The organism is Rhodococcus sp. WB1 (assembly GCF_001700945.1).
Classification (GTDB): Bacteria; Actinomycetota; Actinomycetes; order Mycobacteriales; family Mycobacteriaceae; genus Rhodococcus; species Rhodococcus aetherivorans.
Genome location: NZ_CP015529.1, coordinates 912,190 through 933,441 on the forward strand (window position 1 = coordinate 912,190; position 21,252 = coordinate 933,441).

The following is a 21,252-nucleotide window of genomic DNA, read 5'->3' on the forward strand; positions in this document are numbered from 1 at the left end:
TTTCCGTGGCCGGGCGGGTGCGACGGACCGCGACGCGCCTCGCGGACGGCCGGGAACTGTTCTATTTCGACGACACCGAGCCGTACGTCGGTGGTGGCGCGGTGCGGGAGCGGCACGACACGCGGCGGCTACCGTCGGCCGGGGCCGCGTCCGAACTCCGCTTCGACCCGCTGACGGGGGAGTGGGTGGTCTCCGCGTCGCACCGCATGGACCGCACCTTCCTGCCGGACCCCGCGGACTGCCCGCTGTGCCCCACCCGTCCGGGCCGGGCCGCCACCGAGATCCCCGCCGACGACTACGACGTGGTGGTGTTCGAGAACCGCTTCCCGGCCCTCGGGCCGGGTGGCGCCGTCGCCGGTCCGGTGGACGGCGACCCGCTGTGGCCGCGACGACCCGCGACGGGCCGCTGCGAGGTGGTCGCGTTCACCGCCGACCACGACGCCCGGTTCGCCGACCTGAGCGTCGCGCGGGTCCGCACGGTGTTCGATGCGCTGGCCGACCGCACCGCCGAACTCTCGGCCGCCCCCGACGTGCGGCAGGTGTTCTGCTTCGAGAACCGCGGCGCGGAAATCGGTGTGACGCTTCAACATCCGCACGGGCAGATCTATGCCTACCCGTTCCTGCCGGCGCGGTCGCAGGGGCTGGTGCAGCGGGCCCGCGCGCACCACGCCGCGACGGGCCGGCTGCTGCAACGCGACGTGCTCGAGGCCGAACGCCGGGCGGGCACGCGCATCGTGTGGTCCGGGCGGCGGTGGACCGCCTACGTGCCGGCCGCGGCGCGGTGGCCGATCGAGGTGCATCTCGCCCCGCATCGCGACGTGCCGGACCTCGCCGCCCTCGACGACCCCGAGCGCGACGAGCTGGCGGTGGCCTACCGGGAGTTGCTGCGCCGCGTGGACCTGTTCTTCGACGGCGTGGACCGCGTCCCCTACATCGCGGCCTGGCACCAGGCGCCGGTCGGCGACGAGCGACCGTACGGTCGTCTGTTCTGCCAGATCTTCTCGCTGCGCCGCGCCGCCGACAAGCTCAAGTACCTGGCCGGCTCGGAGTCCGCGATGGGTGTATGGATCAGCGACACCTCCGCCGAACGCATCGCGGCGCGACTGCGGGAGCTCGCCGGATGAAGGTGTGCGCGGCCGCGGCGGCCGAGTTCGCCCGGGAGTTCGGTGGGGTACCGGAGGGGGTGTGGTGCGCGCCGGGCCGGGTCAACCTGATCGGTGAGCACGTCGACTACGCCGGCGGGCTGTGCCTGCCCCTGGCGCTGCCGCAGGTCACGGCGGCGGTGGTGCGTCGCCGCGACGACGGGACGGTGCGGCTCGTCAGCGAGGGCTTCGCCGGTGCGTCCTTTGGGCTGCTCCAGCCGCCCAAAGGACGCACCGGCGGCTGGGCCGCCTACGTCGCCGGGGTGATTCACACGCTTGACCCGCCCGGGTTCGCGGGCGTCGACGTCGCGATCGCCTCCGACGTGCCGGTGGGGGCGGGCCTGTCCAGCTCGGCGGCACTCGAGGCGGCCGTCGCCCTCGCCCTGGCCGAGCTGTACGGGCTGCCGGTCGACGATGCCGGCCGGGCCGCCCTCGCCGCCGCCTGCACGCGGGCCGAGAACGACTGTGTCGGCGCCCCCACCGGCGGCATGGACCAGCAGATCGCGCTGCGCGGCCGGGCCGGTCGTGCACTGCTGCTGGACTGCGCGACCGGAGCGGTCGAGCACATCCCGATCGACCTGGAATCGCACGGCCTGGCGCTGCTCGTCGTCGACACGGACGCGCCGCACCGCCTCGTCGACGGGCCGTACGGGCAGCGGCGCCGCGACGTCGAGGAGGCCGCGCGCCGGCTCGGCGTGACGAGTCTGCGCGAGGTCGACACCGTGGCTCCGCTCGACGCGCTGACCGATCCGGTGCTGCGGCGCCGGGCCGGGCACGTCGTCACGGAGATCGCCCGGGTGCGCGCCGCCGTCGCCGCGCTGCGGGACGACGCCCCGGACCGGCTCGGGCCGCTGCTCGACGCCGCGCACCGGTCGCTGCGCGACGACTTCGAGGTCAGCTCCGTCGAACTCGACAGCGCCGTCGACGCCGCCCGCGCCGCCGGGGCGCTCGGGGCCCGGATGGTCGGCGGCGGATTCGGCGGATCCGCGATCGCGCTGTGCCGGGCGACGGACGTCGCCGCGGTGGCGGAGGCCGTGACGGCGGCCGCCCGCGAGCGGGACCTGCCGCGGCCGAAGTTCCTGCGTGCGGTGGCGGCGGCGGGCGCCCGGCGCTGCTCCTGAGGGAAGGCGGCCGGGTGACGTCGTGCGGGTCGGTACGCTGCCAGCCATGGGATGGTTCAGCCGGGACAAGTGGAACGCCGAGCATGCGGTGTTCGCCGCGGCCGCGGCGGCGACGGTCGTGGGCGGGGTGCTCGGCAACGAGCGGTTGCAGCGGGTGGCCAAGCCGCTGATCGGCCCGTCGCTGGCGGTGCGGGTGCTGCGGCACGCCCCGCACACCGACCGGCTCGACACCGCCCTGTTGCTGCTCGGGCTGACCGGCGCGACCGTCGGCGACGTGTTCATGATCGACCCGGACGACGACGCCCGGCTGCTGCGCGGTGCGTCGTCGTTCGCCGTGATGCAGGCCTGCTACTCGGCCCTGCTGGTGCGTCGCGGTGCCCGTCCGACGCGGTCGGCGGCGGTGCCGCGGGCGGTCGCGGCGCTCGGGGCCGCCGGTCTGCTCGGCGCACGGTCCCCGGAGGTGGCGGCGCCGCTGACCGGGTACGGCGCCCTGCTGGGCACCACCGCGACCCTCGCCGCCGATCCGGCGCTCGCGCCCGGGGCCCGGCGGGTGGCCGGACTGCCGATCCCGAACGAGGACCGGCGCAGCTGGCTGGGCGCCGGCGGCCTGGTCTTCACCCTGTCCGACGGCACCATCGTCGTGCGGCGGGTGCTGCTGCGGTCGCAGCGGACCCGGGCCGCGGCAGAGGGATTCGTGCTCGCGACGTACGCCCTCGCGCAGTTGCTCCTCGTCGAGGGCAAGCTCGCCCTCGGCCGGGACGGCACTCGCGCGCGCCGGGGCTATCTGCGCGGGTAACGACGGGCGCGACAGGCACTTTCGTGCGTGCGTCCACTTTCGTGCGCACGTCGCCTACGGGCAGAGGACGATCCGGTCGCGGTCGCGGGGGTCGACCCGGATGCCGACGACCCGGCCGGGCTCGAACCGGGCGAGATCCTCGCGGGCAACCTCGTAGAGCACCCGTCCGTGGTACGGCTCGGAGCCCGGCACCGTCAGGTCGAGGTCCAGTTCGGTCAGCTCGCCGTTGTCGACGGTGTGGCCGAGTTGCCGGGCCGAGGTGATGGTGGCCCAGCCCTCGAGGCCGCGGCGGGCGAGGCGGCGGTCGGCGCGCGGCGGCCGCCCGGCGAGGATCATGGCGATGCCCAGCGCCGAGCCGTACGCGGCCAGCAGGAACATGATCTGGTAGGGGACGGTGCCCTCGGGGGAGTTGGCGACGAACAGGCCCAGCCACAGCGCCAGGACGACGATGTACCCGGCGGTGACGAATGCGACGGCACGAACGACTCGAACGTGGTTCATTGCTCCTCCGATGCCAGGATAGTCCGTGACCTGCGCCACGTCCGTCGTCGCTACGCTGCATCCATGAATTCACCCAGTGTGTTCGTCACCGGCGCCGCCTCGGGGATCGGCCGCGCCACCGCACTGCTCTTCGCCCGCCGCGGTTACCGGGTCGCGGCCGTCGACGTCGACGCGGCGGGCCTCGAGGTGCTCGCCGCGGAGCAGCCCGGCATCGTCACCGGCGTTCTCGACGTCACCGACGCGCTGGGCTGGGAGCGGGCGCTGAAGGGGTTCTGCACCGACGGCACCCTCGACCTGCTCGTCAACAACGCCGGCCTCCTGGCGTCGGGACCGTTCGAGACGACCGCGCTCGAACGGCACCGGCAGATGGTCGACGTCAACGTCACCGGCACGATCACGGGCTGCCACAGCGCGTTCGAGTACCTGCGCCGCACGCCCGGCGCGCAGGTGGTCAACCTCTGCTCGGCGTCGGCGCTCTATGGCCAGCCGGAGCTCGCGACCTACAGCGCCACCAAGTTCGCCGTGCGCGGGCTGACCGAGGCGCTCGATCTGGAATGGGCCCCGCACGGCGTCCGGGTGATCGCGTTGTGGCCGCTGTTCGTCGAGACGGCGATGACCCGGGACCTGAACGTCGGCGCCGCGCGGCGGCTGGGGATCCGGCTCACCGCCGACGACGTCGCCCGGGATCTCTACGACCTGACCCGCCCCGGGCGGCGGCCGTCGGGTGTGCACCACGCGGTGGGCTGGCAGGCCAAGGCGTTCGCCGCACTCGCGCAGGTTACGCCCACCCGGCTCAATCGCCTGGTCAACCGGTGGGTGACCGGCAGCTGAGGCGGTCTCGCTAGAGTGGCGGACGGATCAGCGACGGAAGGAGTCGGGTGAACGTGCGTCGGATGTCGTCGATCGGTGCGGCCGCGGTGGCGGTGCTGGCACTGGCCGGCTGCGGAGGGACCGCGGACGGCGGGGAGCAGCCGGCCGCCGCGTCGTCGGCGAGCGCGGCCGCCACGACCACCACCACGACCGCGGCACCCGCGCCGACGGCCCCCGGGACCACGACGGCCACCGGGGCCACGACGACCACGCCGCCGGCACCGGCCCCCGACAGTGCGCCGACGACGCTGGCGGACGTGCAGTACGAGCGCAACGAGTCGTACTACTTCACCAGCCCCGACGGCGGGTTCCGCTGCGGCATCGTCAGACTCCCCTCGCGCACCGAGGCCGGCTGCGAGGGCGCCACCGATCCGGTCCCCCCGCGTCCCGAGAATTGTATGGTCAACTGGGGCAACGGTATTCGCGTACAGGACGCGGGCCCGGCGGAGTTCATGTGCTCGGGCGGCTCGGTCTACACCTCCGGCGGCGACGACCCGGTGCTGCCGAGCGGATCGCGGCTGAGCAAGCTCGGCTACACGTGCGAGACCACCGACGCCGACGTCACCTGCGCCAACGACGCCACCGGTCACGGCTTCACGATCGCCGCCGGCTCCAACACGACCTTCTGACCGTGCAACTCGACGACGCTCCCGGCCCCACCGAGTGGGGCGAGCACCCGCACGGGTGCGGCCCGTGGGCCGAGGAGTTCGGCACCGAACCGCCGCAGGACCCGCGCTACGATCCGGAGCTGCTCGCCCGCGGCGACCGCCGCAACGTCGTCGACGCCTACCGCTACTGGACGCGCGAGGCGATCGTCGCCGACATCGACACCCGCCGTCATCCGCTGCACGTGGCGATCGAGAACTTCGGGCACGACGCGAACATCGGCACGGTGGTGCGTACCGCCAACGCGTTCGCGGCGGCCGCCGTGCACATCGTCGGCCGTCGGCGCTGGAACCGTCGCGGGGCCATGGTGACCGACCGGTACCAGCATCTCGTGCACCACCCCGACGTCGACTCCCTGATCGACTGGGCGGCCGGACGGGGACTGACGATCGTCGCGGTGGACAACACACCCGGATCGGTGCCGCTCGAGACCGCGCAGCTGCCCCGCGCGTGCATGCTGCTGTTCGGCCAGGAAGGGCCCGGTGTCACGGCGCGGGCGCGGGAGGTCGCGGCGACGACCGTGTCCATCGCCCAGTTCGGCTCGACCCGCAGCATCAACGCCGGCGTCGCCGCCGGGATCGCGATGCACGCCTGGATCCGGCAGCACGCCGATCTCGACCGGGCCTGGTGAAGAAACGTTCGACGGGGAGCGGCCGATAGGGGAAAGCTGGTATCGGTAGCGACGGTGAGACGAGGTTGGCGACGACATGTCGGATGTGTGGGCCGAGCGGGCGGATCTCGCGGAGGCTGCAGTCATGTCGCGGCACGTGCGGCGGCTGTGGGCGCTGCCCGGCACCGCGCTCGGGGTCGTCGGCTGGCCGGCGGTGCGCCGCGAACGGCTCTTCCTCACCTGGCACTACTGGTGGCAGGCCCACCTGATCGATCTCGCGGTCGACGCCGCCGAGCGGGAGGCGACGCCGCGGCGCCGGCGCCGGGTGCTGCGGCTGACGCGCTCGCACCGGATCCGCAACCTCGCCGGCTGGACCAACAACTACTTCGACGACATGGCCTGGCTCGGCCTGGCGCTCGAGCGGGCGCAGCGGCACCTCTACGTCGACCGCCGCGACGCCATCGCCGTCCTCGAGAACGAGGTGTTCGCGGCGTGGGCGCCCGAGCGGGGCGGCGGCATCCCCTGGCGGCGCCGCGACGACTTCTACAACACCCCGGCCAACGGCCCGGCGGGCCTGCTGCTCGCCCGCACCGGAAAGCTGCTGCGGGCCCAGGAGATGGCGGACTGGATCCACGAGACGCTGCGCGACGCGGAGACCGGCCTGATCTTCGACGGGATCCGGCGTGACCGGGTCGAGCGCGCCGTCTACACGTACTGCCAGGGCGTTGTGCTCGGCCTGGAGACGGAGCTGGCGGTGCAGATGGGCGATCCGCGGCACCGGGAGCGGGTGCACGCCCTCGTCGACGCCGTCGACAACGAGCTGACCGAACGGGGGGTGATCACCGGCGGCGGCGGTGGGGACGGTGGGTTGTTCAACGGCATCCTCGTCCGGTACCTGGCGATGGTCGCGACGACGCTGCCGGTGGTCGATCCCGAGGACGAACGGGCGCGCCGGGTCGCGGCGCGGATCGTGCTCGCGTCCGCGCAGGCCGCGTGGGCGAACCGCCTGCAGATCGAGGGGCTGCCCCTGTTCGGGCGGGACTGGTCCGTCCAGGCGCGGCTGCCGGGAACGGCCCCCGGGATCGCGCGCTTCTCCGGCGGCACGGTGCGCAGCTCGGGGGTGGCCGAGCGGGATCTGTCGGTGCAGCTGAGCGGGTGGATGCTGATGGAGTCGGCCTACGCCGTGGCCGCCGAGCGGGCGCCCGGGCCGAGCGCCGCGCGGCCCGATGGCACCCGTTTTGAAAACGGTTATCGATAACGGCTATCGTCGACGGCATGACCGTCGCGACGCCCCTGCCCGTCACCGTGCTCTCCGGCTTCCTCGGCGCGGGCAAGACCACACTGCTCAACCACATCCTCGCCAACCGTGACGGCGCGCGCGTAGCGGTCGTCGTCAACGACATGAGCGAGATCAACATCGACGCCGCGCTCGTCGCCGGCCAGGGCAGCCTCGACCGCACCACCGAGAAGCTCGTCGAGCTCACCAACGGCTGCATCTGCTGCACGCTGCGCGAGGACCTGATCGAGACGGTCGCGCGGCTCGCCCGGGAGAACCGGTTCGACCATCTCGTGATCGAGTCGACCGGCATCTCCGAGCCGATGCCCGTCGCCGCGACGTTCGACTGGGAGTTCGACGACGGCTTCCGCCTCAGCCGGCTCGCGCGCCTCGACACGATGGTCACCGTCGTCGACGCCGCCACATTCCTCGCCGAACTCGCGCGCGGCGACCGCCTCGACGACCGCGCGCTCGAGGCCGGCGCAGGCGACGAGCGCAGCATCTCCGACCTGCTCGTCGAGCAGGTCGAGTTCGCCGACGTGCTGCTGGTCAACAAGACCGATCTGGTGAGCGACGCCGTCGCCGGGGCCGTCGAGGCCACGCTGCGCCGGCTCAACCCGACGGCGCGGCTGCTGCGCACCGTCCACGGCGCCGTCCCGATCGACGAGGTCCTCGGCACCGGCCGCTACGACCCGGAGGCGGCCGCGCTCGCCCCGGGCTGGGCCGAGGAGCTCGCCGGCGGTCACACCCCGGAGACCGAGGAGTACGGCATCCGCAGCGTCGTCTACCGCGCCGACCGCCCCTTCGACCGGGCCCGGCTCGAGGCGGCGGTGGAGAACCTGCACGGGGTGCTGCGCAGCAAGGGCTTCTGCTGGTTCGCCGACGACCCGGACACCGCGGCGATCTGGTCGCAGGCCGGCCCCAACCTGATGCTCGAACCGGCGCAGCCGTGGTCTCTGACCGGCGAGACGCCGGGCCAGGAGATCGTCTTCATCGGGGTGCGCCTGGACCCGGACACCCCGCGCCGCCTCCTGGATCCGGCTCTCGCGGCCGGGCACTCCTAGTCGGGGTCGACGTCCGCGATCTCCACGTCCACCGCGGGCCGCGCCATCTCGATCCGGTACTGCCGGACGCCGAGCACGGTGCCCACCACGAGGACGGCGGCCATCACGGCGAGGACCGTCGGCAGCAGCCACGAGACCCGCTCGAGGTATTCGCCGAAGTAGAACCCGACGAGCAGCAGGACGGGCGCCCACAGGATCGCGCCGATCGTGGACGCGATCGTGTACCGGGTGTGGTTCATCCGGGCGGCCCCGGCCACCAGCGGCGACAGCGTGCGCACCCACGGGATCCAGCGGGCGATCAGCACCGCCCAGAACCCGTACCGGTCGAGCAGGACATTGACCTTCCGCAGGTTGGCCGCGTTGAGGTATCGGCCGTTGCGGCGGGCGATGAGGTGGTGGCCGCGACGGTGGCCGATCACGTACCCCACCTGGTTCCCGGCGATCGCGGCCACCATCGCGCCGACCGCCAGGGCCCACACCTGCGCCGCACCGGAATGGTGGGCGGCCAGCACGACGCCGGCGGTCAGCAGCATGGAGTCCCCGGGCAGGAACAGTCCGAGGATGATCGCGCACTCGACGAACACGAACGTCACGACGACGAGCCACACCAGGGCGGGCCCGGCGGTTTCGAGAGGACCGAAGGTTTCCGCGGCGAGAATCATGGAGAACGCGTTCGCGCGCGTGCTCAGGGCGTGGTGTCGCGACGGGTCGTCGGCACCGGCACCGTGTCGGCCGTGGCCTCGGCCTCCGTGACGGCCGCGGCCCTGCGCTTGGCGATCAGGTGCTTGCCGATCTCGAGCAGGATCGGGACGACGGAGACGAACACGATGAGCAGGAAGATGATGTCGATGTTGTCGCGGATGAAGGCGATCTGACCGAGCAGGTAACCCAGCAACGTCACGCCGGCGCCCCACAGCACACCACCGACGATGTTGTAGGTGAGGAACACCGGATACCGCATGCGGGAGGCGCCCGCGACGACCGGCGCGAAGGTGCGCACGATGGGCACGAACCGGGCGAGGACGATCGTGATCGGACCGTGCCGCTGGAAGAAGTCCTCGGACTGGTCGATGTACTGCTTGTTGAGGATCTTCGCGTCGTAGCTCTTGAACAGGCGGGTGCCGCCCTTGGCGCCGATCCAGTAGCCCACCTGGTCGCCCAGGATCGCCGCGATCGGGATCGTCACCATCAGCACCCACAGCGGCGCGAACGGCGGGATCTCCTCGGACTTCGAGGCGGCGATCAGGCCCGCCGTGAAGAGCAGCGAGTCGCCCGGCAGCAGGGGGAACAGCAGACCCGACTCGATGAATACCACGAGCAGCAGGCCGATGAGCACCCAGGTGCCGAAGGAGTTGAGCAGGTTCACCGGGTCCAGGAATCCCGGCAGCAACGCCAGATTCGTCACGCTCTCCGGAACGACGGTCACGGACTCCAGGCCTCCGAGCACACTCACGGCCACCAGAGTACCGGTGGGATGCCGGTGGCCCGAATCACGGCGGGCACCCGACTGTGTCCCCGCGCCGGCAGTTGACATACTGCAGGGACAACCCTGGCGCCTCCCGCACCCCCGGGGAGGCACCCATCGACTCTCATCTGGAGGACAGCCGCCGTGCCAATCGCGACTCCCGAGGTCTACGCCGAGATGATCGCCCGCGCCAAGGATCACTCCTTCGCGTTCCCGGCCATCAACTGCACCTCGTCCGAAACCATCAACGCCGCCATCAAGGGCTTCGCGGACGCCGGCAGCGACGGCATCATCCAGTTCTCGACGGGTGGCGCCGAGTTCGGCTCCGGCCTCGGTGTCAAGGACATGGTGACCGGCGCCGTCGCGCTCGCCGAGTTCGCGCACGTCATCGCCGCGAAGTACGACGTCACCATCGCGCTGCACACCGACCACTGCCCGAAGGACAAGCTGGACGGCTTCGTGCGCCCGCTGCTCGCCATCTCGCAGGAGCGGGTGAAGAACGGCGAGAACCCGCTGTTCCAGTCGCACATGTGGGACGGCTCGGCCATCCCGATCGACGAGAACCTGCAGATCGCCCAGGAGCTGCTGGCCCTGTCGAAGGACGCGAACATCATCCTCGAGGTCGAGATCGGCGTCGTCGGCGGTGAAGAGGACGGCGTCGAGAACGCCATCAACGAGAAGCTCTACACCTCGATCGAGGACTTCGAGAAGACGGTCGACGCGCTCGGCGCCGGTGAGAAGGGCAAGTACCTGCTCGCTGCGACGTTCGGCAACGTCCACGGCGTCTACAAGCCGGGCAACGTCAAGCTCGAGCCGTCCGTGCTGGCCGACGGCCAGGCCGCCGCTTCGAAGAAGCTGGGCCTGCCCGCCGGCTCGAAGCCGTTCGACCTGGTCTTCCACGGCGGTTCCGGCTCGCTGAAGTCGGAGATCGACGAGGCGCTGAGCTACGGCGTGGTGAAGATGAACGTCGACACCGACACCCAGTACGCGTTCACCCGCCCGATCGCCGGCCACATGTTCGCCAACTACGACGGTGTGCTGAAGATCGACGGCGAGGTCGGCAACAAGAAGACCTACGACCCGCGCAGCTACCTGAAGAAGGCCGAGGCGTCGATGACCGCTCGGGTCGTCGAGGCCTGCAACGACCTCAAGTCCGCGGGCCGCTCGGTGTCCGCCGGCTGATCCGTCCCTGCGCGGTCATCCCACGCGAGCGGTGACGCGGGCCCGGCCCGCGTCACCGCTCGCGTCGTTTCACTCCCCGCAGACCTTCCAGTCCTCGCCCTCCTGGGCCAGGTCGAAGGTGCGCTGGGTGACGTCGGTCGGGGTGCCGGCCGGGTGCGCCGTCACCTGCGCGATGGCCTGGCCGTCGGTGATCTGCACCTTGTCGATGCCCGTGACGACGGGCACGGTGCCCTGGTCGACGGCGGTGCGGTGGATGTCGGCGAACTGCTCGGGCGGCACCGAGGCGTAGAACTCCTGCAGGCCGCCGCACGTCGTGGTGCGCAGCGTCGTCAGGTCGCCGGCGGCGAGCGCCCGGACGAAGGTCTCGACGGTGGTCCGGATCCGAGCCTCCGGCGAGTTCGCCGCCCGGTCGTCCAGGTAGACCTTCACGGCCGCGGCCGCCACCGCGGCGACGACGAGCAGGCCCGCGACGAGGGCCGCGATCGCCCAGCCCCGGCGGCTGCGCCGGGCGGGTGCGACCGGGTCGATGCGCTGCGGCCCCGGGACCGGCTGGACGCGCTGGGGTTCGATGCGCTGGGGTTCGACACGCCGCGCCTCCGGCCGGGGCGGCGGGACCCGCGTCGGCTGGATGCGCGGCGGTTCGGCGCGCTGGGGGGCGACCCGCTGCGGCTCCGCGCGTCCGGCCGCCCGATCGGGCTCGATCCGCTGCGGCGCCTGCTTGGGGGTGTGCGTGGTGACGGGGATGCGTGCGGTGGGTGCGTCGGCGGGGGAGGGCGCGGGCTCGGCGCGGCGCGTGGCCGGGATGGCCACGGTCTCCGCCTCGCTCGCCGCGGCCGGCCCGGGCTGTGCGGCCGGCGTGTCCGGGGCGGCGGCGGGATCCGCGGCACCGGCCGGGGCCGGCGCGTCGTCGCCGGGGGTGTCGCGCTCCGAGCCCGCGCGCGGCGCCGGGTCCTCGGCGTCGTCGTGCTCCGCGGAGGACCCGGGGGTGTCCGTCGCCGGACGGGGAGACGTGGTGGTGTCTTCGTTCTTCGGATCCGGCACGCGATCCCCCTTGCTGGACGGACGGCTGTTCTCCCGGGCAGCCTATCGACCGTCTTCGGGCGGTGGGCACAATGGTGGCCATGACGTCTTTCGGTGACCTTCTCGGACCCCAACCCACCCTGCTGCCCGGCGACGACGAGGCGGAGTCGGCGCTGCTGAACCACGAGGACCCGGCGAAGGTGGCCGCCGACCACCCGACCGCGTCGATCGCCTGGGCCTACCTGGCCGAAGCCGCCCTCGGGCGCGGCGAGACGATCGCGGCCTACGCCTACGCCCGCACCGGCTACCACCGCGGTCTCGACCAGTTGCGCCGCAACGGCTGGAAGGGCTTCGGTCCCGTGCCGTTCGACCACGAACCGAACCGGGGCTTCCTGCGGTGCGTCGCGACGCTGGCCCGTGCGGCGAAGGAGATCGGCGAGGCCGACGAGCATGCCCGCTGCCTCGACCTGCTCGAGGACTGCGACCCGCGCGCCGCCGAAGCACTTGGCGTCGATTAGTCCCCGGTTACCCACCAGGGTGGGCACGCGCCGGCGGCTGCGCACGTCGGGGCTCCGCCTGCGTTCCTCGGCGCTGCCGATCCTGCAGTGCGCGCTGGCAGCGGGCATCGCCTGGTGGGTCGCCACGGGGCCGGTCGGGCACGAGCAGCCGTTCTTCGCGCCCATCGCGGCGGTGGTGTCGCTCGGGCTGTCACTGGGTGCGCGGATGCGACGGTCGGTCGAACTCGTCTGCGGTGTCACCGTGGGCATCGGTGTCGGCGACCTGATCATCTCGTTCATCGGCAGCGGCCCGTGGCAGATCGCGCTCGTCGTCGCGATGGCGATGGGCACGGCGGTCGCGCTCAACAGCGGCCCGATCTTCTCCATGCAGGCCGGGAACTCGGCGGTGCTGGTGGCGACCCTGATCCCGCCCGGCGGGTCCGGGGGTATCGACCGAATGGTCGACGCCCTCATCGGCGGGCTGGTCGGCATCGCCGTCGTCGCCGTCATCCCCACCCACCCGGTGCGCCGGGCGCGGCGGGAGGCGGCGAACGTGCTGTCCACCACGGCGGACGTGCTGCGCAAGGTCGAGGCCGGCCTGGTCGAGAACAACCCGAAACCCATCGAGGCGGCCCTCAGGGAGGCCCGGGCCACGCAGTCGGCGATCGACGCGATGCGCGCCAACATCTCCGGCGGCAAGGAGGTGAGCCGCATCTCGCCGCTGTACTGGAACAGCCGGCCCCGGCTCGAGCGCCTCATGGCCGCGGCGGACCCGATCGACAACGCCATGCGCAACACGCGGGTGCTGGCGCGCCGGTCGCTCTCGCTCGTGCGCGACGACGAGATCCTCGACCCGCGGCTGGTGCGGCGCATCGAGGAGCTGGCCGGGGCGGTGGACGTGCTGCGGCTGATGGTCCTCGCCGAGCCGGGGGAGCAGCCCGATCAGGCGGAGGCGGCCCGGGTGCTGCGCAGCGTGGCCCGGGAGATGAAGCCGGACCTCGTGGCGGGGGCGGGCCTGTCCTCGACGGTGGTGTTCGCGCAGATTCGTTCGCTGATCGTGGACCTGCTGCAGGTGGCCGGCCTCGAGCGGGTCTCGGCGATCGCCACGCTGCCCCCGACGGTGGAGCATCCGGCGTATCCCCCCGAGTCCTGAGCGGCTCCCCTCTCCGTTGAACATATGCGTATGTCTGCATATGATTGCCGAAACTTCGGAGGGAGGACCATGGGCGTCGGACACGGCCACTCGCACGGCCATTCCGGGACGAGCACTCCCGGCGGGGCCGGCCCGTCGAAGGGACGGCTGTGGCGGATGGCGATCGCCCTCGTCGTCCTGGTCGCGTTCCTGATCCTCGAGACGGGCGTCGCCCTGTGGATCGACTCGCTGGCCCTGCTCGCCGACGCCGGCCACATGCTCACCGACGTGGTGGGCATGTCCATGGGCATGGTCGCGTTGATCCTGGCCCGGCGGGGCAGCACGGCGGCCGCGCGCACCTTCGGGTGGCACCGCGCCGAGGTACTCGCCGCCATGGCGAACGCCGCGCTGCTGCTCGCGGTGGCGGTGTGGGTGTTCTACGAGGCGATCCGCCGCATCGGTGACGCCCCGGAGATCCCCGGGACGGCGCTGGTGGTCACCGCGGCGGCCGGCCTGGCCGCCAACCTCGTCGTCATGCTGCTCCTGCGGGCCGACGCCAAGGACAGCCTCGCCGTGCGCGGCGCCTACCTCGAGGTGCTCGCCGACGCGGTCGGCAGCGTCGGGGTGCTCGTCGCCGGTGCCCTCGTGCTGCTGTTCGACTGGAGCCTCGCCGACGTCGTCGTCGGCGTCCTCATCTCCCTGTGGGTGGTGCCGCGGGCGGTGCGCCTGGCCGCGGCGTCGCTGCGCATCCTCACCCAGGCTTCGCCCGCCCACCTCGACGTTGAGGGGGTGCGCGCCGACCTGTCCGCCCTGCCCGGCGTCACCGGCGTCCACGACCTGCACGTGTGGACCCTTACCACCGGCATGGACGTCGCCACCGTGCACCTGATCAGCGACCACGACGGGCAGTGGGTGCTCGAGTCGGCCCGCGCCGTCCTCACCTCCCACGGGCTCGAGCACGCCACCGTCCAGGTGGAGACGACCGTCAACGGGCGGCGCTGCGAGGAGAACGTCACCTGGTAGGGCCGAGGCTGCTCACGCCAGGGAGGGCTCCCGTAGGCGGGTGACGCCGTCGACCACCAGCGAACACAGGACGAACACGGCTGCGGCGAACACGGTGGTGCCGATCACCACGGGGAAATCCCCCTCGAGCGCCGCCGTGATCGCCAGTCGGCCCACGCCGTCCAGGCCGAAGATCGTCTCGGTCACGATCGCCCCACCCATGATCGCCGCAAGCTCGAGACCGCCCAGGGTGATCACCGGGTTCAACGCCGCATCCAACCCGTGCCGGTAGTGGACGGCGTTCTCCGACAGTCCTTTCGCCCGCGCAGTCCGGATGTAGTCGGCGTCGAGGACTTCGAGCATCGACCCACGCACCACCCGCTGGAAGATGCCGATCTCCGCGATGGTCAGTGTCAGCCAGGGCAGCAGCAGGTGCCGTGCCCACTCGAACGGGTTCTCCGCGAACGGCACGTACCCGCTGCTGGGAAAGAGATACAGCCCGTGGGTCGACAGCGTGAAGAACAGAAAGTACGACAGCAACATGCCGGTGAGAAACGTCGGCAGCGACAATGCGACGTAGGACAGGGCAGACAGGCCGTGATCGACTGCCGAGCCCGGCCGGCGGGCGGCTTCGACGCCCAGCACGATCGAGAGCGTCATCCAGATCACCAGGGCGCCCAAGGCCAGGGAGACGGTCACCGGCACCTTCGACAGGATCAGGTCCGTCACCGGTGTCTGCTGCCGGAACGAGTACCCGAGGGCGGGTGGCCAATGGGCGAGTCCCATCGGCGCGCCCTGGATGTCCGGGCCGCGGAGCAGGTAGTTCTTCAACTGCACGTACCACGGTTCGTGCAGGCGCAAGGCGCGGGCCACCGCGTCGATGCTCTCCTGAGTGGCGTTGCGCGGCGCGAGCATCGTCGCGGGATCCCGATAGGCGACGCGTGTGATCGCGAAGGCGGCGAGCAGCACGAGCAGGAGCGTGGTCGCCGATCGGGTGACGAGAGCGAGAAATTGCCGGAACATCGATCTCACCGCTTCCCGGGGTCGAGGACGTTGCGCAGGCCGCTGCTGAACGTGTTGAAGCCGAGCACGACGACGAACAGGGCCACGGCGGGACCGAGGAGATACCAGGGCTGTACCTGATAGATCGAGGTGCGTTGGGCGTCGGCGATCATGTTTCCCAGACTCGGCGTCGGGGCTTGGATACCGACCCCGAGGAACGACAGCGTGGCCTCGGCGACGATGTTGGTGGGCAACTGCACGGCCCAGTACACCGCGATCACCGGCACGACGTTCGGGAGGATCTCCCGGAACAGGATGTACCGCCGGCCCGCCGCGAGGGTCACCGCTGCGTCGACGAACGGCTGCGACCGCAGCGCCACCGCCATGCCCCGGCTCAGGCGCGCGAAGAACGTCCACGAGAACGCGGAGATGATCGCGATCACCACCAGGACCGGGCTGATGACCGGTCTGCCGTCCCCGCCTCGGTTGAGTGCCAGCAGGCTCAGCGCGGTCACGACGAACGGAAACGACAACACCACGTCGATGACCTGACCTGTCACCCGATCGAAGGCGCCTCCCATGAACCCCGACGTGAGACCGACGACCGTCCCGATCACCATCGCCAACGTGGTGGCGGGAATCCCTACGAGCAACGAAATCTGCGCGCCGTACAGCGTGCGCACCAGCACGTCGCGCCCTTCCCCGTCGGCACCGAGCCAGAACCCGAAGGACGGTCCGACCGGTATGCCGGATGCGTCCAGGGCCTCCTGCCGGAACTGTTCCGTGGGTCCGTGCCCCACGACCGCAGCGACGAGCGGTGCCGCCGCAGCGGCCACGATCACCAGCAGCACCGTCCATGCTCCGAACCGAGCGGAGTGGTCCTGCATCAGTGCGCGGATCGCCTCGCCGCGGGACACCGGTGGGGCTTCGGCGTCCACGGCGCCGAGGCCGACGAGCTTCGTCCACGGTTCAGGCATCGACGGTGTCCCTTCGAGCGTGGCCGGGGACGGCACTCAACAGGGTGCGGGTGTACTCGTGCCGGGGCGCGGCGAAGATCTCGTCGGTGTACCCCTGCTCGACGATCATGCCGTCGCGCAGGACAGCGACCCGATCGCACAGCGCGGACACGACGCCGAGGTCGTGCGAGACGAACAGCAGTGAGGTTCCCTGCTCGTCGCGCAAGGCGCGGAGCAGGTCGACGATCTGCCGAGCGGTCGACATATCCAGCGCCGAGACCGGTTCGTCGGCGACGATCAGGGCCGGATCCAGCGCGAGAGCCCGGGCGAGCGCGACACGCTGGCGCTGACCACCGGACAGCTGTGCCGGATATCGGGCTGTGAATCCGCCGGGAAGGCCCACGCGCGCGAGTAATTCGCCGATTCTTCGCCGGATCTCGACCGGGGTGAACTCCCCCGCCAGCTCGAACGGTGCGGTGAGGATCTCGCTGATGCTGCGCCGCGGGTTCAGGCTGCCGTACGGATCCTGGAACACCATCTGGATCGACCGACGCACGTGCGGCTCCACCGCGACGCGCTGCCGTCCCGGACGCACATACGGAGAGCCGCGAAAATGCAGGATGCCCGAGTCGGCGGTCTCGAGCCCCGCGACGATGCGGCTGAGCGTGGACTTGCCGGAACCGGATTCGCCTACCAGGCCCACGATTTCGCCTTCACCGATGCACAGGTCGACGTCGGCGAGCACCTGATGGCGTCTGCGGCCTCCGGTGCGGAAACTCTTCGAGACATTCTCGGCCCGCAGTAGTTCGGCGCGGTGCGGCCGCGCACCGACGGGTGGGGCCACCGGCCGGTGCCGGGCCGCGAGCAGGGCCTCGGTGTAGCGGTGCGCGGGTGCGGTGTACACCCGATCCGCCGGGCCGGCTTCGACGACCTGCCCGCGGTGCATGACCACCACGTCGTCCGCGACGTCCGACACCAGGGCGAGGTCGTGACTGACCAGCACGAGCGCCATGTGATGGTCCTGCCGAAGGTGTTGCAGCAGACCAAGAATCGCGGACTGTACCGTCGCGTCCAGGGCTGTGGTCGGTTCGTCGGCGATGACGAGCTGCGGATCGTTCGCGATCGCGATCGCAATCATCACCCGTTGGCGCATGCCGCCGGAGAAGTGCACGGGGTAGTCGTCGATCCGGTCCCGCGCGCGGGCGATGCCCACCTCGTCGAGGAGTTCGACGACGCGGCGTCGCAGCGTCGCGCGGTCGACGCGCCTGTGCGCGGTGATGGCCTCGCCGATCTGTCGGCCGACCGGCATGAGTGGATGCAGGTTGCTCAGCGGATCCTGGAATACGAACCCGATGTCGCGGCCACGGAGCGCGCGCAACTGCTTCGGCGTCGCGGTCACCAGATCAGTGCCGTGGTGCAGGGCGCGGCCCTGCACCACGGCACCGGACCCGAGCAGCCCGGTGGCTGCGAGCAGTGACACGCTCTTGCCCGATCCGGACTCACCCACGATCCCGAGCGTCCGGCCCGCCTCGACCGCGAACGACACGTTCCGCACCGCGGTTCCGGACCGGAACGACACGGTGAGGTTCTCGACGCTCAACACGGACATGTCAGGCTCCGGGCCGGATCGCGATGTTGGTGAAGTCCGCCTGGGCCGGGAGCGACGCCCACGTCCAGTTGGTCACGCGATCGGACGAGATGAGGTTCTTGCGCTTTTCGAACAGCGGAATCCACGGCAGGTCGGTGGAGACGACCCGATCGGCCTCCGCCCAGATCGGCCCGGGGTCGACGGACGGGAAGGCCTGCCGGGCGAGTTCGTTGAGCCGATCGTTGCTGTAGCAGATGGCGTTGACGTTGCCCTTGCCGCACGGCGACGCCTCGGAGTTCAGCCAGCCGCCGAGCAGCATCCGGGTCGAGCGGCCCTGCCAGTCTGGGGTGAACGAACCGCTCAGGGCCACGTCGTAGCGGCTGCCGGGGTCCTGCAGGTAGGCCGAGTACTCGGTGCCGGGAAGTGCGGTGAGGTTCAGGGTGATGCCGGCCGCTGCCAGGTCTTCCTTCAGGGTGACCGCGATGCTCTCGAACTGCACGGTAGACCGGTAGACCGCGTCGAGGGTGAGGCCGTCGGGATATCCGGCCTCGGCCAGCAGTTGCCGCGCCTTGGCCGGGTCACCCTTGCTCCCCGGCGTCGCATACGGGTCGAACGGCTCGTGTCCGAGCAGGGTGGAGGTGACGATCTGACCGTTCGGCTTCGCGGCGATCGGGCCACCCTGTCCCTGAACGAGATTCGCCTTGTCGACGGCATAGGCCAGGGCCTGCCGCACTCGTGGGTCTCGCAGCGCGGTGGCGCCGGGGAACGTCGCCTCGGGCTTGGCGTTGAGCACGATGAAGTTGGCCGCGCCGCTGTCGGAGGTGTGCAGGTTGGGATTGTTCGTCGATGCGTACTGGTTCAGCACGGCGCGTGGCGGGACGTCCATGTACAGGGTGAGGTCCGCCTCGCCCGACTGCACCTTCTGCACCACGCTGTCCTCGCTGTTGGCCGTGAAGTCGATCGCGATCTCGTCGACGTAGGCTTTGCGGGCCGGATCGGCGTCGTGGTTGTACCCCTCGACCTTCTTCAGGATCAACTGCTGGCCCGGCTGGTACGTGTCGATCCGGTACGGGCCGGACGACGGGAAGTTCTGCCGGAACTCGAGCGAGTCGCCGAAGTACTTCGACGCGACCTCCGGCGGTAGCGGAGTTACGAAGTTCATGGTGAGGATGTCGAGGAAATCGTACGACTTGGCCGGCGCGGTGATGACCAGTGTCTTGTCGTCGAGGGCACGCACGCCCGAGATGTCGTGCGTGTCGATGAACCGCTTGGACGCGGCGAGGTCCCCAGTGGGCTCCTTCGCGAACTCGCTGCAGAACTGCGTGAAGCCCTCGAAGATCAGGTGGAAGTAGTTGACGGCCGCCACCTGCTTGTTCGGGTCGCAGAACCTCTCGATCGCGTAGACGAAGTCGCCGGCGACGATCTCGCGGGTCGAAGACCCCGAGTAGGTGATGCCGTCGCGCAGGTGGAAGGTGTAGGTCCGGCCGTCCTCGCTCACGTCCCAGGACTCGGCGAGGTCGGGGGTGAGTTCGGTGTCGTCCTTCAGTTCGTTCGCCGAGCCGGGGAACGTCACGAGCTGCCGGGTGATGGCGCGCTGCACGGCCCAGGCGTTCGTGTCGTACCCGGTCAGGGGATCGAGCGAGTCCATGTCGGAGGCCAGCGACGCGATCCGCAGCGTTCCGCCGGCGACGATGTCGCCGTCGGCGGCGCGGTTCGCCGGGGCGGTGCCGGTGCAGGCAGCGACAAGCACTGCAGCGAGCGCGGTGACGGCGATGCCAGCGCCACGCAGGGTGCGTGACGCCGGTCGGCGGGGTGTTCTCACAGGTGTCCTTCGGTGTAGCGGGCGGGAGTACGGTGGGGATCTCAGAAATTCGTCCCGGCGAACGCCGCCAGGTCGGTTCCGAAGCTCCGGTCGGCCGAGGCAATCGCGCCGGCGGAACGGGCCCGGACTGTTCCGGATGCGGCGAGCTGGTGCCATCGCACGCCACCGAGGAGCGCGCCGCTCAACGTCGCGACATCGGTTTCGAGATCGACGTCCGGTTCGATGCGGTGCGCGACTGTCTCCACGTCCCCTCCGGAGACGCGATATGTCCCGGTGTTTGCGGGGAGGAGGTGGTCGTGGACGCCGATGACGAGGGTCTCGCCGCCGGCATACGCACGAGCGCCGAGCGCCGTCCCGACATCGAGAATCCTCAGCCAGGTCTCGTCCCTGAGCCCGGTTGTCCGGGCCCCTCTCGGATCGGTGAGCAGCCACGGCAGCGACGAGTCGACCGGAAGGGTCGGGAAGATGATCCGGTCGACGAGATCGAGGTTCCAGAGGAACCGGACGATGCCGACGAACGTGTCTCGCGACGGAGCGTGAAGGTCGTCGACGACGACTGTGCGCTCGGTGCCGCCGAACCAGGCCTCCGTACCGATCGGGTGGTAGCGGACGAAGCCGGTCTCGGAGCCCTCGGATCCGGCGAGAGCGACGTAGGCGGGCCCCTGCGCGGTGGCCGCCCTCATCTCCTGGGCCGCCCACCACACCGGTGGTCTGGTGATCGCTCCTGGGCGCGGGTCCGCGTTGCGTGCATGGATACCGGGCAGAACGTCCCACGCGCCGGCCGGGTCGACGAGACGTACCCGATCACCGGCCGGGGCATCGGAGCGTAGGGCACCGCGGCGGGTGTCCACCTCGACGGCGGCCGCCCGGCTGGCGATCCCGTAGCCGTACCGGCCGTAGATCGTCGCCTCGGACGCGCGGAGCGTCGCGACGACCTCGCCGCCGGCACGGGCGTCCCCCAGCTGGCGCTGCAGTAGTCGCGAGACGATCCCGCGTCGGGTGTGGGTGGGGAGCACGCCGACGTGGGTGACTGCCGCGTGGGCGACCGTCCGCCCGCCCGGCAACGTCAACGAACTCGCCGCGGAGTCCACGGTGCCGACGAGCTGTCCCGCCACGTAAGCACCGAGGGTCCGGCCGGGCTCGAAGATCTTTCCGACGGTGCCGGGCGGCAGCGGACCGAACGACGGCAGGCCCACCATGGCGGTTCGGAAGACGTCGAAGGCACCGGTCAGATCCTGTTCATCGACCAGGACTCGAATGTCGACCTCGAGACCGGAGTGATCGGTTGGCTGCGGGGGCATGGCGTATTCCTGTCGTACGGGCGGCAGGCGTACCAGGAAGCGGTGCGCCTGCAGGATTGGGTGTCGGCGTCTCCGGATGCGTCACACCCGTCGCACACCGTACGACGGTCGTCGCCACCGACACACCTCGATTCACGGTGCCCAGTGTGCGATGAACGATCAACCTTTATGTGCGTCACTGATTTTTACCCTCGCGACTGCGGCGAACACGGGGTGGAGCGCACAAAAAATCACGGTGA

At 71.1% G+C, this 21,252-nt stretch carries 21 protein-coding genes; 12 read left to right on the forward strand and 9 right to left on the reverse strand.

Annotated features, from left to right (window positions below; translation table 11 throughout):
* Window positions 1-17: 17 nt before the first annotated feature.
* Genes galT through A4U64_RS04095 form a run of 3 tightly spaced genes read left to right on the forward strand, consistent with a single transcriptional unit; the run spans window position 18 to window position 3,059 of the window.
* Window positions 18-1,124 carry a galactose-1-phosphate uridylyltransferase gene (galT, locus tag A4U64_RS04085; protein WP_043796725.1) on the forward strand — a complete coding sequence of 369 codons (1,107 nt, stop codon included), beginning with the start codon at window positions 18-20 and terminating at the stop codon, window positions 1,122-1,124.
* Window positions 1,121-2,263, forward strand: coding sequence for a galactokinase (gene galK, locus A4U64_RS04090; protein ID WP_065922230.1), 1,143 nt, complete (start codon window positions 1,121-1,123; stop codon window positions 2,261-2,263). The genes galT and galK overlap by 4 nt, the downstream gene beginning before the upstream one ends.
* Before the next feature lie 46 nt (window positions 2,264-2,309).
* Window positions 2,310-3,059: a lysoplasmalogenase gene (locus tag A4U64_RS04095; RefSeq protein WP_043796727.1), complete on the forward strand. Its 750-nt coding sequence runs from the start codon at window positions 2,310-2,312 to the stop codon at window positions 3,057-3,059.
* Window positions 3,060-3,113: 54 nt separating this feature from the next.
* Here A4U64_RS04095 and A4U64_RS04100 read toward each other — a convergent pair whose 3' ends face one another.
* Complete coding sequence (locus tag A4U64_RS04100) at window positions 3,114-3,560, reverse strand: hypothetical protein (RefSeq protein WP_006945336.1); 447 nt, start codon at window positions 3,558-3,560, stop codon at window positions 3,114-3,116.
* A gap of 63 nt (window positions 3,561-3,623) precedes the next feature.
* Between A4U64_RS04100 and A4U64_RS04105 the strand changes: the two genes are divergently transcribed.
* The 5 genes from A4U64_RS04105 (at window position 3,624) to A4U64_RS04125 (ending at window position 8,046) form a co-directional block, all read left to right on the forward strand.
* Window positions 3,624-4,391, forward strand: a complete 768-nt coding sequence (locus A4U64_RS04105; protein ID WP_044476450.1) for an SDR family oxidoreductase — start codon at window positions 3,624-3,626, stop codon at window positions 4,389-4,391.
* 47 nt (window positions 4,392-4,438) lie between these two features.
* Window positions 4,439-5,059: a hypothetical protein gene (locus A4U64_RS04110; RefSeq protein ID WP_084648599.1), complete on the forward strand. Its 621-nt coding sequence runs from the start codon at window positions 4,439-4,441 to the stop codon at window positions 5,057-5,059.
* A gap of 2 nt (window positions 5,060-5,061) precedes the next feature.
* Window positions 5,062-5,727: a TrmH family RNA methyltransferase gene (locus tag A4U64_RS04115; protein WP_006945344.1), complete on the forward strand. Its 666-nt coding sequence runs from the start codon at window positions 5,062-5,064 to the stop codon at window positions 5,725-5,727.
* A 76-nt stretch (window positions 5,728-5,803) separates the two neighbouring features.
* A complete protein-coding gene (locus A4U64_RS04120; protein WP_065922231.1) occupies window positions 5,804-6,964 on the forward strand; it encodes a glycoside hydrolase family 76 protein in 1,161 nt (386 codons plus the stop codon).
* 17 nt (window positions 6,965-6,981) lie between these two features.
* Window positions 6,982-8,046 (forward strand): GTP-binding protein, encoded by a 1,065-nt coding sequence (locus tag A4U64_RS04125; RefSeq protein WP_065922232.1) that lies wholly within the window; start codon window positions 6,982-6,984, stop codon window positions 8,044-8,046.
* On the opposite strand, the gene A4U64_RS04130 is transcribed toward A4U64_RS04125, so the two are convergent.
* Window positions 8,043-8,708, reverse strand: a complete 666-nt coding sequence (locus A4U64_RS04130) for a DedA family protein (protein ID WP_006945353.1) — start codon at window positions 8,706-8,708, stop codon at window positions 8,043-8,045. The two genes, A4U64_RS04125 and A4U64_RS04130, sit on opposite strands and share 4 nt — an antisense overlap.
* A 23-nt stretch (window positions 8,709-8,731) precedes the next feature.
* On the reverse strand, window positions 8,732-9,505 hold the full coding sequence (locus A4U64_RS04135) for a DedA family protein (RefSeq protein ID WP_006945355.1): 774 nt from the start codon (window positions 9,503-9,505) through the stop codon (window positions 8,732-8,734).
* 150 nt (window positions 9,506-9,655) lie between these two features.
* On the opposite strand from A4U64_RS04135, the gene fbaA reads away from it, so the two are divergent.
* Window positions 9,656-10,693 carry a class II fructose-bisphosphate aldolase gene (gene fbaA, locus A4U64_RS04140; RefSeq protein ID WP_006945356.1) on the forward strand — a complete coding sequence of 346 codons (1,038 nt, stop codon included), beginning with the start codon at window positions 9,656-9,658 and terminating at the stop codon, window positions 10,691-10,693.
* Window positions 10,694-10,762: 69 nt separating this feature from the next.
* Here the strand turns inward: fbaA and A4U64_RS04145 are convergent, their stop codons facing one another.
* On the reverse strand, window positions 10,763-11,734 hold the full coding sequence (locus tag A4U64_RS04145) for an Rv0361 family membrane protein (protein ID WP_065922233.1): 972 nt from the start codon (window positions 11,732-11,734) through the stop codon (window positions 10,763-10,765).
* Between the two features lie 80 nt (window positions 11,735-11,814).
* On the opposite strand from A4U64_RS04145, the gene A4U64_RS04150 reads away from it, so the two are divergent.
* From A4U64_RS04150 to A4U64_RS04160, 3 genes are all read left to right on the forward strand, one after another.
* On the forward strand, window positions 11,815-12,231 hold the full coding sequence (locus A4U64_RS04150; RefSeq protein ID WP_029545418.1) for a DUF3151 domain-containing protein: 417 nt from the start codon (window positions 11,815-11,817) through the stop codon (window positions 12,229-12,231).
* Window positions 12,218-13,363: an FUSC family protein gene (locus A4U64_RS04155; RefSeq protein ID WP_043802373.1), complete on the forward strand. Its 1,146-nt coding sequence runs from the start codon at window positions 12,218-12,220 to the stop codon at window positions 13,361-13,363. Before A4U64_RS04150 ends, A4U64_RS04155 begins: the two co-directional genes overlap by 14 nt.
* Window positions 13,364-13,432: 69 nt before the next feature.
* Window positions 13,433-14,365: a cation diffusion facilitator family transporter gene (locus A4U64_RS04160; RefSeq protein ID WP_006945361.1), complete on the forward strand. Its 933-nt coding sequence runs from the start codon at window positions 13,433-13,435 to the stop codon at window positions 14,363-14,365.
* Window positions 14,366-14,377: 12 nt separating this feature from the next.
* Here A4U64_RS04160 and A4U64_RS04165 read toward each other — a convergent pair whose 3' ends face one another.
* Genes A4U64_RS04165 through A4U64_RS04185 form a run of 5 tightly spaced genes read right to left on the reverse strand, consistent with a single transcriptional unit; the run spans window position 14,378 to window position 21,013 of the window.
* On the reverse strand, window positions 14,378-15,367 hold the full coding sequence (locus A4U64_RS04165) for an ABC transporter permease (protein ID WP_044476452.1): 990 nt from the start codon (window positions 15,365-15,367) through the stop codon (window positions 14,378-14,380).
* A gap of 5 nt (window positions 15,368-15,372) precedes the next feature.
* On the reverse strand, window positions 15,373-16,323 hold the full coding sequence (locus A4U64_RS04170) for an ABC transporter permease (protein WP_006945380.1): 951 nt from the start codon (window positions 16,321-16,323) through the stop codon (window positions 15,373-15,375).
* Window positions 16,316-17,911, reverse strand: a complete 1,596-nt coding sequence (locus A4U64_RS04175; RefSeq protein ID WP_065922234.1) for a dipeptide ABC transporter ATP-binding protein — start codon at window positions 17,909-17,911, stop codon at window positions 16,316-16,318. Before A4U64_RS04175 ends, A4U64_RS04170 begins: the two co-directional genes overlap by 8 nt.
* Before the next feature lies 1 nt (window position 17,912).
* Window positions 17,913-19,712: an ABC transporter substrate-binding protein gene (locus A4U64_RS04180; protein ID WP_006945383.1), complete on the reverse strand. Its 1,800-nt coding sequence runs from the start codon at window positions 19,710-19,712 to the stop codon at window positions 17,913-17,915.
* 41 nt (window positions 19,713-19,753) lie between these two features.
* Window positions 19,754-21,013 carry a GNAT family N-acetyltransferase gene (locus A4U64_RS04185; RefSeq protein WP_065922235.1) on the reverse strand — a complete coding sequence of 420 codons (1,260 nt, stop codon included), beginning with the start codon at window positions 21,011-21,013 and terminating at the stop codon, window positions 19,754-19,756.
* Between the last annotated feature and the right edge of the window lie 239 nt (window positions 21,014-21,252).